This is a genomic window from Pseudarthrobacter sp. R1 (assembly GCF_024494415.1).
Lineage (GTDB): Bacteria > Actinomycetota > Actinomycetes > Actinomycetales > Micrococcaceae > Arthrobacter.
Map to the genome: position 1 here is coordinate 356,232 of NZ_JAMKFI010000007.1, position 10,566 is coordinate 366,797.

The window sequence follows — 10,566 nt, forward strand, 5'->3', positions numbered from 1 at the left end:
ATGTTCCGCTACACCAAACTCACCCTGCTCCGCGAAGTCGGCCTGTGGGCACTCGCCCTGCTGTTCCTGGCGCCGTTCTACTTCCTGGTGACTACCGCCCTGAAGCCGGACACCGAGTTGTTCACCACCTCGGCCCTGGCTCCGCCAACAAGCCCTGACTTCAGCAACTTTGTCGACGTCCTGACCGCCACCGGCAACTCCAATGTGATGATGGGCCTGGTCAACAGCCTCATCATCACTGCGGGCAGCATCGTGGGTCTCATTGCACTGGGCTCCATCACCGGATACGTCATCTCACGGAGCACCCGGCGCTGGAGCAAGGGCGCGTACTACCTCTTCCTGGTGGCCATCATCCTCCCCGGCCAACTCGGCGCCGTCCCCCTGTACATGGGTGCGCGCGCCCTGGGACTCACCGGATCCGCCTGGGGCCTGATTGTCCTCTACACCGGCATGCTCCTGCCCCTGTCGATCTTCCTCTACGCAAATTTCTTCCGCGGCCTCGGCACAGATTATGAAGAAGCGGCAACCATCGACGGCGCCAGCAAATCCCAGATCTTCTCCAAGGTGGTGTTCCCCATGATGGCTCCCGCCACGGGCACGGTGACCATCTTCGCCGGGCTCATTGTGTGGAACGACTTCTTCACGTCGCTGATCTTCCTGGGCGGCTCCGCCAACCAGACGCTGCCGGTAGCCATGTACTACTACATCGGCTCCCTGGTATCCCAGTGGAACTCGATTTTCGCCATTGTCATCGTGTCCATGATCCCCATCCTTGCCCTGTTCCTGTTCGCTCAGAAGCGCTTCATCCAGGGATTCTCCGGCGGCCTGAAGGGCTGACCCGCACAGGTTGACCACCGCTCAGCGTTTCGACCGCTGCGCGGCGGTCTTTCACACCCAAAAACCGGTGGATCCGGGCGCTGACGCCCCAAAATTTCAGCTCAACTTCAACTTCAAGGAGAAATCCATGTACCAGCTTGCGCCCAATATCGACCTCCTGTTCTCAGAAGCAGGCGACAGCGCCGCAAACCGGGTCCGCGCAGCAGCCGCCGCCGGCTTCGACGCCGTGGAGATGTGGGGCCCCACCGGCAAGGACATTCCCGCCCTCAAGGAAGCCCTCGAGGAAACCGGAGTCCAACTCACCGCCCAACTGGCCGAACCCCGCATGCAGTTCATGATCCCGCCCAAGGACCACGCGCCCTTCTATACCGGCCTCGATGCCGGCGTCGAGGTGGCCCAGCAGCTCGGCTGCCCACGGATTGTGGTGGGCAGCGGCACCGGCTTTGGCGGCCGCAAGAGGCAGGACCAGCTGGACGAACTGATCGAAATCTTCACCCGCGGCGTGGCGCACATCGAGGGTTCGGGCATCACCCTGGTCCTCGAGCCGGTGAACACCCGTGTGGACCACCCCGGAGCCCTCCTGGACCGGACCTCGGAAGCCGTCTACATCGCCAGGGGCGTGGGGTCACCGAACTTCGGTGTCCTCTACGACCTCTACCACTCCACCATCGAGGGCGAGGACGTGGCCGCCGAACTGGCCAACGCCGGGGACCTCATCAAGTACGTGCAGATCGCCGATGCTCCGGGCCGCGGGGAACCCGGGTCGGGTTCCATCGACTGGCCTGCCCGGATCGCGGACCTGCAGAACAGCGGCTACGCCGGCCCGATCGGGCTGGAGTACTACCCGACCATTGACTCGGCAAAGTCCGTCCGGCGCATCCAGGAACTGGTGGCGGGCCATGGCCGGTAGCCGCTACCCCGCCCGCGTCGACGTCGCCATCGTCGGCAGCGGTCCCACAGCATCGGCGTACGCACGGATCCTCAGCGAGGAAGCCCCCGGCGCCACCATCGCCATGTTCGAAGTGGGCCCCACCGTCAGCAATCCGCCCGGGGCTCACGTGAAGAACATCGGGGATCCAGACCGCCGGAGCATCGCCCAGCGCGCGTCCGAGGGACCGGGGGCAGGGGCCGCAACGATCACCTCCCCCGGCGCCGCCAAGAGTGGAGAGCGCCGGGCCAGGGCAGGCACGTACCTCCTGCCGGACGGTTACGCCTTCCCCGGAGAGGACGGTCTGCCCGTCGCCGCCATGTCCAGCAACGTGGGCGGCATGGCGGCGCACTGGACCGCCGCCTGTCCCCGTCCCGGAGGCACGGAGCGCATTCCGTTCCTGCCGGACCTGGAGCAGCTTCTTGACGACGCCGACCGCCTGCTGGGCGTCACCACGCACGCCTTCGACAACGCACCCTTCTCGGACCTCGTCATCAACCGCCTGTCGGCCGTCCTGGACGAGGGCCGCGACCCTGCATTCCGCGTCCAGCCCATGCCGCTTGCTGTCCACCGGCGGGAGGACGGCGGCCTCGTGTGGTCAGGCTCCGACGTCGTGATGGGGAATGTCACCCGCGAAAACCCCCAGTTTGACCTCTTTGACGAGTCGCTGGTGACCCGTGTGCTGGTGGAGGACGGGATTGCCTCCGGCGTCGAAGTCCAGGACCGCCGCAGCGGCGAAACCCATCTCGTGGCCGCCCGCTACGTTGTGGTGGGAGGGGATGCGCTGCGCACGCCGCAGCTGCTGTGGGCTTCCGGCATCAGGCCCGACGCCCTGGGCCGCTACCTCAACGACCAGGCGCAGGTGGTGTTCGCGAGCAGGCTGCGCGGCGTTTCCGCCGAGCACGTGACGCGGGCTGCGGACGGTGCCCTGAGCGAGCAGAGCGGCGTGGCGTGGGTTCCCTACCTGGACGAGGCGCCGTTCCACGGCCAGATCATGCAGCTGGATGCGTCCCCGGTCCCGCTGGCCGACGATGATCCCATTGTTCCCGGATCGATTGTGGGGCTGGGCCTGTTCTGCGCAAAGGACCTGCAGCGGGAGGATCGGGTGGCGTTCGACGACGACGCGCGCGACGCCTACGGAATGCCCGCCATGCGCATCCACTACCGCCTCACCGAGCGGGACCACGAGGTGGTGGAGCGCGCGAAGCAGGAAATCGTCCGCCTGGGCAAGGCGCTGGGTGAACCGCTCGACGAGCGTCCGTTCGTGATGCCCCCCGGAGCGTCCCTGCATTACCAGGGCACGACGCGGATGGGTGAAACGGACGACGGCGGGAGCGTCTGCTCTCCCGACAGCCAGGTCTGGCAGGTCCCCGGCCTCTTCGTGGCCGGCAACGGCGTCATCCCCACCGCCACGGCGTGCAATCCCACGCTGACGGCGGTGGCGCTCGCCGTGCGGGGGGCCCGAAAAATCGCAGGAGAACTGGCAAGCACTTTACTTATGTCTGAATCAGACAATAGAATGATCAAATAATGAAGAAGTGGGAGCGTGTGGCCCTTTCGTTCAATCACAGGCATTTCATTCACCGGCAAGGCATGCCGCAGACAAGGAGGTCTCGATGATCGCCGATCGCATAATCGAGCAGGGAACACTCAGTACCCAGGACGGCCGTACCGCCGTCGAAGTCCGCATCCCCTGGTACCGCGCCCTTCCGGGCTCATGCATCGCCGGGGCAGCACTGACTGTTGACGGCGTCGCCGCCCCCGAGGACACGCTGCGCTGGACCATGAACAACCGGACGTTTCGGTTTGAGGAGCTCGTGGACGAGACCGGCGAGTGGTGGTTCCCACTGGATTCGGCCATCCTCTCCGGCGACCTCCTCCTCCAGGATGCCGATGCAGAACACGAGGTCCGCGTGGACCTGAAGCTCTACATCCCGTACATCATCACCGACCACGGCGTCCTGCACATCGAAGAGCACGACACCAAGACCATGAAGGTGGCACAGCGATGAACAGCCTCGGCACACCGATCCAGGGCGTCACCCTTTACAGCTTCACCCGCGCCTCCCATGCACGGCAGTACGACCTCGACGGCCTGATCCGTAAAGTGGCCGCCGAAGGCTTCGGCCCGGGGCTTGAGGTCATCGGATTCTCCAGCCTCCGGGGCTTCCCGGACCGCATCGACGACGCTTTCGTGGGCCAGTTCCGGGACCTGGTGGCTGAGGTGGACCTGGTCCCCACATCACTCGCAGTCAACGTTGACACCGGGATCCGCCGGGACCGGCTCATGAACCACGACGAACTGGTCGAATACATGCGCAAGCAGATCGAGGTGGCAGCCAGGCTCGGCTTCCCGATTGCCCGCGTGCAGATCTCGCTGACACCCGACGCCATGGAAAGCCTGCTGCCGGTGGCCGAGAAGTACGGCGTCACCCTTGCCCTCGAAGTCCACGCCGACCAGCACGGCGCCCACGAGCGCGTCCTTGCCCTCCGCGACCGCTACGAAAAGCTCGATTCCCCGCTGCTGGGCTTCACCGCCGACTGGGGCGCCACCGTCACCGGCTTTGCCCCCTCCCTGCTGGAGGCCTACCGCCGTCGTGGTGCGTCGGAGGACCTGCTCCGGCAGGTTGTTGAGCTGTGGAACGGCTTCTATGCGGAAGGCCCGCCCAACACGCAGAAGGTCCACGGTGAGCGCTTCGGTGCCTTCATTGGCCTGGCCGCCCGCAACGGCCGGCCGGACCTCGGCATCGACTTCGGCATCAACGGAACGGGACTGTTTGGCCCCGCACCGCTGGACACCTGGCTGGAAATCATGCCGTGGGTCCGCCACGTGCACGGCAAGTTCTTCGGCATCGACGAGAACGGCGAGGAGCCCTCGGTTCCGGTGCGCGGCCTGATCCGCCAGCTCGTAGAAAACGGCTACACCGGTGCCATTTCCAGCGAATACGAAGGCTGGCACTGGAACAACTGGCAGGACCCGTTCGACATCATCCGCGCCGAGCAGGCCGTACAGCGCTCTGCCGCGGCTGATGCCGGCTCGGCCATGATCACCGACGCCTCAGAAGCGCGCCGCATCCTCAGCAGCCACCTCGCCCAGCCCGTCCGCGGCTGACAACGAAGGAAACAACAGACATGTCAGAAGGCATCGCAGGCTCGGGCATCGAGCTTGGCATCACACTCTATTCACTCACCTCCGAGTTCGCCGCCGGGCTCTACACGCCGGAGACGCTCATCAAGGCCGTCGCCGATGAAGGCCTCGGCCCCGGCGTCGAGTTCAACATCGCCCAGATGCTGCGCACCTACCCCGATGTGGACGAGGACTTTGTCCGCTTGTGGCGGGACAGCATGGACCGCTACGGCCTGACCCCCAGCGCCGTGGGTACCAACCTGGACATGGGCCGCCGTAAAGACCGGGACATGACGCCGGACGAGGAGTATGACTTCTTCGCCAGGCAGCTCAAGACCGCCAACACGCTGGGCTTCAACAAGATCGTCATCCGCTCCGCCGGCAAGGAACTGCTCCGCCGGCTGCTGCCGCTGGCCGAGAAGTACGACCAGAAGCTCGGCTATGAGATCCACGCACCGCAGGGCCCGAACGATCCCAAGATCCTGCAGATCCGCGAAATGTATGAGGAGCTCGGCAGCGACCGGCTGGGCTTCACCGCTGATTTCAGCTCCACCATGCACAGCCTTTCGCCCACCCTCTTCCGCACCCTGACCCAGATGGGGCTGCCCGAGGAGCACTTCGCCGTCATGCAGGACATCTGGCGCAAGCCCCTGCCCATGCAGGAGCGCAACCAGGAGTTCGAGGACTACCTGCGCGAAAACAACTTCGATCCAGCCCGGTTGGGCCCCTTCACCCGGCTGGCGTTCAACATGCACGGACTGGTCCCGCCGGAGGAATGGCTGGACATCATGCCGCAGATGTTCCACGTCCACGCGAAGTTCTACGACATTGACGAGAACGGCAACGAGCCCGCCATGGACATTCCGCGCATCGTGCGGCAGTTCGTCAAGGGCGGCTACACAGGATTCCTCTCCAGCGAATGGGAAGGCCATGCCTTCGCCGACCTGGGCGAATCGGACCCCATCGACCTGGTCAAGAAGCAGCATTCGCTCATGCGCCGTGCCATCGAAGAATCCGTTGATGCAACTGTTTCCAACCCGTCTCTCGTCGAGACTGCGAAGTAAGGAAAGCCATGGCAACCCACAACTCCCTGTTCCAGGACGCTGACGTCCGCAGGCACCCCGAGGGCATTTCGGTGTCCGTCCAACTGCCCTGGTACCGCAGCCTCTGGCTGTCCGCCGTGGAGGATGTCGCCGCCACAGTCAACGGCGTGGCGATCCCCAAGGAAGCCCTCCGCTTCGAACTCCAGGGCCAGTCCTACTCCATCGCGGAACTTCCCGAACAATGGGAAACGCTGTGGTTCGTCGCCGACAAGCCCGATGTGATCATCCCACTGGACCGCATCCCCGATGCCGGCGAGGAAATCGACGTCGAAGTCATCCTCACCCTCCGCCTGCTCTACATGCAGATCGCGCCCATGCGCTACGTCGGAAACCGGGTGGCGGTTGAGCGCAAGGTAGTGCTGGCATGACAACCCTTCGGGTGGCCATGATCGGATATGGCTTTATGGGCGCTGCCCACTCCCAGGGCTGGCGGACGGCGCCCCGTGTTTTTGACCTGCCGGCGGAGCCGGAAATGGCGGTTGTGGTAGGCCGGAACGCCGAAGCGGTGGCCGCCGCCGCCCACAAGTGGGGCTGGGCCGAGTCAGCCACGGACTGGCGCGAGGTGATCGCACGGGACGATATCGACGTCGTCGACATTGTCACCCCCGGGGATTCCCATGCAGAGATCGCGATCGCAGCGCTGGAAGCGGGCAAACACGTGCTCTGCGAGAAGCCGCTGGCCAACACGGTGGCCGAGGCCGAAGCGATGGCCGAAGCGGCGGAGCGGGCGGCAGCAAAGGGCATCCGGGCGATGGTGGGGTTTACGTACCGCCGCGTCCCGGCCGTCACTTTCCTGCGCAACCTCATCGCCGAAGGCGCCGTGGGAACCATCAACCAGGTGCGTGCCTCCTACCGGCAGGACTGGCTCGTTGATCCTGAGATGCCGTTGGCCTGGCGCCTGCAGAAGGAGCACGCCGGTTCGGGCGCGCTGGGGGACATCGGGGCCCACTCCATCGACCTGGCCCAGTTCGTGACCGGGCTGGACCTGGAGAAGGTGTCCGGCACCATCGACACCATCGTGAACGAGCGTCCGCTTCTTGACTCGGGTTCCGGGCTCTCCGGCACTGCCGGTGTGGGCAAGGGCCAGGTGACGGTGGATGATATCGCCATCTTCACCGGCCGCTTCGAATCGGGTGCCCTGGCGTCGTTCGAGACTTCGCGCTTCGCCACCGGACGGAAGAACGCGCTGCAGATCGAGGTCTCGGGGGACAAGGGCGCTCTTGCCTTTGACCTCGAGGACCTCAACAGCGTCCAGTTCTACGACCGGACAGCACCTGCGGACCGCCAGGGCTTCCGGAAAATCCTGGTCACCGAGGCGGAGCATCCCTACGTCTCCGGGTGGTGGCCGGCAGGCCACATGCTCGGCTACGAGCACGGGTTCTCGCACCAGGTCAAGGACCTCGTGGAGGGCATTGTGGCCGGCACTGATCCGCATCCCACCTTTGCTGACGGGTTGAGGGTGCAGCGGGTGCTCGACGCCGTAGAGCGCAGTTCCGGCAATGATTCCGCCTGGACCCGCGTCGCCGCCGGCGTCCCGGCGCAAGTTTCGTAGGAGGGGAAATAATGGCACGACCTATCACTCTGTTCACCGGCCAGTGGGCCGACCTGCCGTTCGAGGAAGTGGCGCGGCTCGCCGGCGAATGGGGCTACGACGGGCTCGAAATCGCGTGCTGGGGTGACCATCTGGACCCCTGGCGCTGGGATGACGACGCCTACGTCCAGGGAAAGCTCGACATCCTGGAACGCCACGGCCTCAAGGTGTGGACAATCGCCAACCACCTCAAGGGCCAGGCCGTCTGCGACGACCCCATTGACGAACGGCACCGCGGCATCCTGCCGGACGTTGTGTGGGGCGACGGCGATCCTGAAGGAGTGCGCCGCCGCGCCGCCGAGGAACTGCAGAACACTGCGCGGCTCGCCGCCAAGCTGGGCGTGAAGACCGTGACAGGGTTTACGGGCTCGTCCATCTGGAAGTACGTTGCGATGTTCCCGCCTGCCTCCGAAAAAATGGTCGACGCCGGCTACCAGGACTTTGCCGACCGGTGGAACCCCATCCTCGACGTCTTCGACGAGGTGGGCGTCCGGTTTGCCCATGAGGTGCACCCGTCCGAGATTGCGTACGACTACTGGACCACCCAGCGGGCGCTGGAGGCCATCGGGCACCGCGAGGCCTTCGGGCTGAACTGGGACCCGAGCCACATGGTGTGGCAGGACATCGACCCCGTAGGGTTCCTCTGGGACTTCAAGGACCGGATCTACCACGTGCACTGCAAGGACACGAAGAAGCGGCTCAGCAATGGGCGCAACGGCCGGCTCTCATCCCACCTGGCATGGGCCGATCCGCGCCGCGGCTGGGACTTCATCTCCACCGGCCACGGCGACGTTCCCTGGGAGGACGCGTTCCGGATGCTGAACTCCATCGGCTACCGCGGCCCGCTGTCCGTGGAGTGGGAGGACGCCGGAATGGACCGCCTGGCCGGCGCCCCCGAAGCGCTGGCATTCGTCCGCAGGCTCTCCGGCTACGAGCCCTCGGCAGCGGCCTTCGACGCCGCCTTCAGCACTCAGTAGCACCACCCAGCACAACACAGGTCACAGCAGAACGGCCGGCTCCGGAACTCCGGGGCCGGCCTCAGTTGTTTTGCACGTTAGGTCGGGAAACCCTCCATCACCTCCCGCAACGAATCGGGGCACCCTCCATCACCTCCTGCAACAAATGCGAGCACGCGCCATCACGTCCTGCGACGAATCGGGCAACCCTCTATCATCTTTGGGTTTGCCCGGGGCTGCCGCACGCACACGACCGGGGAGGACTCCAGTTGAACTTCATCAGGAGGTGATGGGGCGTTGCGGGGAAAGCTGCGGGAGGTGATGGAGCGTTGCCGGGAAAGTGGCGGGAGGTGATGGAGCGTTGCTTCAACCGCCGACGCCGAGGGCAGCTGGCGCCCCCTGCGCAAGGGCCGCCTCGGCCAGGGCCAGGTGTCGCCGCGTCATGTCGGTGGGGTCGACCTGCAGCCACTCGTGGCCGCCCCATTCGCTGGTCAGCGTGCCGCTGAAGCCGTTACGGCGCAGGAGGCCGCCCAGGTCCCGCAGCGGCTGCGAAACCCGGCCGCCGTCGTCGTCCAGGTCCCAGAACTTCAGATGGAAGGCGCCCACCAGGGGCAGGATGCCCTGCAGGTCCGCGGCGTCACTGCGGCCAAAGCGGATCAGCAGGTTCATAAAGAGGGTGTGGATCCGCGGCGGCACGTTTCCTGAGCGGAGCAGGGCGGTGACGGCGTCGAAGGTGGCGGGATTCCGCCAGTCGTTCTCCAGGCGCGCCAGCAGATCCGTGGAAACGCCGCCCTGCCGCAGCTCCTCAAGGTAGGTGACCGGAAGGGCCGGCATCAGCATGCTGATGTCCACGAGCACCCGCACGTGGTCATCACCGAGCGCGGCGATCGCCTCCAGTGCAGGTTGGACGGCGGGGCTTCCGGGGGCCTGTTGCCCCTGTATTTCCTCGTACAGCACCAGGTCGAGCTCGTGCAGGAGAGGCTGGAGCCGCGTAAGCAGTTCCGCCCCCGCCTGCCCGATCGGGAGCCGGACTCCGCGGGCTCCAACACGGTATGCGGCATGGATCTGGGGGACCAGGAAATCCAGGCGCTCCTGAAGCGAGCGGCGGTCTGTGGGTGAGGTGAAGTCGTCCAGGCTGGCCCCCACGATGCTGACAGATGCGCCCTTTGCCGCCAGGGCATCCCGCAGTCCGTCCACCTCGTCGTTCTGCGGAGCGGGAAAGGAACGCCACATTAGCCCCGGCTCGAGCTCTACTGTCTTCACCACCGAGTCAGCGATGCCGGTGACGATGTCCTGGGCAGAGCGGCGGGCGGCGATGATGTCCGGGGTCCAGTTGAAAGAGCTGGCGCAGAACGTCCAGTCGCTTGGAATTTCGGGAGCCATAGGGCGTCTTCCCCTTTATGCTTATTAATGACAAACTTATGTCAGATTCAGGATAAAGGATGGAAGTCATGTTGGAAACCGCCTTGCGTGAAGATGCGCTGACCGCCACCCGGGGAGGCTTTGAGCTCCGGATTGGCTTGCCGTGGATCCGTTCGATGCCATTGTCCAGCGTTGCCGGCCTGTCAGTTGACGTCGACGGCGTTCCGCTGGCGCCAGGGGAGTTGGCGGTGGTGCTCGGGTCCCGCACCGTGCCGCCTGATGCGCTGCAGGCAGAGTCCGGCTGGTGGTTCGTCCAGGACAGGCTCGTCCTGGCGGGCCGGCGCGAACTCCCGCGCGGACCGCACGCCGTTGCCGTCGCCTTCCGGCTGATGGTGCCCTACCTGCAGGCACGTCCTGGCTCTCCGCTGGTCCTGCCATTTCGCCTGGAGGCCCGCGTGGAGCTTGACCGGGCGCCTGTCCCCAGTGTGTCCCGCGATGTGGCCTGACGAGGTCCGGGCCCCGCCGCGGCGGAACCCTAGGTGTATTGACCTGAGAGGTTGGTGACGCGGCTGGCCGGTGGCTGACCTTTGAGTGAGGTGTGGCCTCGATGATGATTGTAGTGATGGAGCCAGTCGGCGAAAGCGGCAACACGCTCGGTCTCT

Annotated in this window: 11 protein-coding genes and 1 pseudogene; 10 read left to right on the forward strand and 2 right to left on the reverse strand. The window is 65.5% G+C overall.

Features of this window, described 5'->3' with window-relative positions; translation table 11 throughout:
- The 9 genes from M8J71_RS09460 to M8J71_RS09500 all read left to right on the forward strand — a co-directional run bounded on the left by M8J71_RS09460 (position 1) and on the right by M8J71_RS09500 (position 8,563).
- Positions 1-837 (forward strand): carbohydrate ABC transporter permease, encoded by an 837-nt coding sequence (locus tag M8J71_RS09460; protein WP_256247651.1) that lies wholly within the window; start codon positions 1-3, stop codon positions 835-837.
- Positions 838-964: 127 nt separating this feature from the next.
- Positions 965-1,747 carry a TIM barrel protein gene (locus tag M8J71_RS09465; protein WP_256247652.1) on the forward strand — a complete coding sequence of 261 codons (783 nt, stop codon included), beginning with the start codon at positions 965-967 and terminating at the stop codon, positions 1,745-1,747.
- Positions 1,737-3,296 carry a GMC oxidoreductase gene (locus M8J71_RS09470; RefSeq protein WP_256247653.1) on the forward strand — a complete coding sequence of 520 codons (1,560 nt, stop codon included), beginning with the start codon at positions 1,737-1,739 and terminating at the stop codon, positions 3,294-3,296. Before M8J71_RS09465 ends, M8J71_RS09470 begins: the two co-directional genes overlap by 11 nt.
- A gap of 85 nt (positions 3,297-3,381) precedes the next feature.
- Positions 3,382-3,777, forward strand: a complete 396-nt coding sequence (locus M8J71_RS09475) for a C-glycoside deglycosidase beta subunit domain-containing protein (protein ID WP_256247654.1) — start codon at positions 3,382-3,384, stop codon at positions 3,775-3,777.
- A complete protein-coding gene (locus M8J71_RS09480; protein ID WP_256247655.1) occupies positions 3,774-4,877 on the forward strand; it encodes a sugar phosphate isomerase/epimerase family protein in 1,104 nt (367 codons plus the stop codon). Before M8J71_RS09475 ends, M8J71_RS09480 begins: the two co-directional genes overlap by 4 nt.
- A gap of 20 nt (positions 4,878-4,897) precedes the next feature.
- Positions 4,898-5,956: a sugar phosphate isomerase/epimerase family protein gene (locus M8J71_RS09485; protein ID WP_256247656.1), complete on the forward strand. Its 1,059-nt coding sequence runs from the start codon at positions 4,898-4,900 to the stop codon at positions 5,954-5,956.
- An 8-nt stretch (positions 5,957-5,964) separates the two neighbouring features.
- Positions 5,965-6,363: a C-glycoside deglycosidase beta subunit domain-containing protein gene (locus tag M8J71_RS09490; protein ID WP_256247657.1), complete on the forward strand. Its 399-nt coding sequence runs from the start codon at positions 5,965-5,967 to the stop codon at positions 6,361-6,363.
- Positions 6,360-7,547 carry a Gfo/Idh/MocA family protein gene (locus M8J71_RS09495; RefSeq protein ID WP_256247658.1) on the forward strand — a complete coding sequence of 396 codons (1,188 nt, stop codon included), beginning with the start codon at positions 6,360-6,362 and terminating at the stop codon, positions 7,545-7,547. The genes M8J71_RS09490 and M8J71_RS09495 overlap by 4 nt, the downstream gene beginning before the upstream one ends.
- Positions 7,548-7,558: 11 nt before the next feature.
- Entirely contained in the window at positions 7,559-8,563 is a 1,005-nt protein-coding gene (locus tag M8J71_RS09500; protein ID WP_256247659.1) for a sugar phosphate isomerase/epimerase family protein, read from the forward strand.
- A 345-nt stretch (positions 8,564-8,908) separates the two neighbouring features.
- Here the strand turns inward: M8J71_RS09500 and M8J71_RS09505 are convergent, their stop codons facing one another.
- Positions 8,909-9,925 (reverse strand): sugar phosphate isomerase/epimerase, encoded by a 1,017-nt coding sequence (locus M8J71_RS09505; RefSeq protein WP_256247660.1) that lies wholly within the window; start codon positions 9,923-9,925, stop codon positions 8,909-8,911.
- 68 nt (positions 9,926-9,993) lie between these two features.
- Here M8J71_RS09505 and M8J71_RS09510 point away from each other — a divergent pair, with 68 nt between their 5' ends.
- A complete protein-coding gene (locus tag M8J71_RS09510; protein ID WP_256247661.1) occupies positions 9,994-10,410 on the forward strand; it encodes a C-glycoside deglycosidase beta subunit domain-containing protein in 417 nt (138 codons plus the stop codon).
- Positions 10,411-10,439: 29 nt separating this feature from the next.
- Here M8J71_RS09510 and M8J71_RS09515 read toward each other — a convergent pair.
- A pseudogene (locus tag M8J71_RS09515) lies at positions 10,440-10,566 on the reverse strand (IS481 family transposase); the annotation flags it as partial.

Coding starts and splice junctions, on each gene's coding strand:
- M8J71_RS09460 (WP_256247651.1), top strand. CDS start 1: ATGTTCCGCTACACCAAACTCACCCTGCTCCGCGAAGTCGGCCTGTGG.
- M8J71_RS09465 (WP_256247652.1), top strand. CDS start 965: ATGTACCAGCTTGCGCCCAATATCGACCTCCTGTTCTCAGAAGCAGGC.
- M8J71_RS09470 (WP_256247653.1), top strand. CDS start 1,737: ATGGCCGGTAGCCGCTACCCCGCCCGCGTCGACGTCGCCATCGTCGGC.
- M8J71_RS09475 (WP_256247654.1), top strand. CDS start 3,382: ATGATCGCCGATCGCATAATCGAGCAGGGAACACTCAGTACCCAGGAC.
- M8J71_RS09480 (WP_256247655.1), top strand. CDS start 3,774: ATGAACAGCCTCGGCACACCGATCCAGGGCGTCACCCTTTACAGCTTC.
- M8J71_RS09485 (WP_256247656.1), top strand. CDS start 4,898: ATGTCAGAAGGCATCGCAGGCTCGGGCATCGAGCTTGGCATCACACTC.
- M8J71_RS09490 (WP_256247657.1), top strand. CDS start 5,965: ATGGCAACCCACAACTCCCTGTTCCAGGACGCTGACGTCCGCAGGCAC.
- M8J71_RS09495 (WP_256247658.1), top strand. CDS start 6,360: ATGACAACCCTTCGGGTGGCCATGATCGGATATGGCTTTATGGGCGCT.
- M8J71_RS09500 (WP_256247659.1), top strand. CDS start 7,559: ATGGCACGACCTATCACTCTGTTCACCGGCCAGTGGGCCGACCTGCCG.
- M8J71_RS09505 (WP_256247660.1), bottom strand. CDS start 9,925: ATGGCTCCCGAAATTCCAAGCGACTGGACGTTCTGCGCCAGCTCTTTC.
- M8J71_RS09510 (WP_256247661.1), top strand. CDS start 9,994: ATGTTGGAAACCGCCTTGCGTGAAGATGCGCTGACCGCCACCCGGGGA.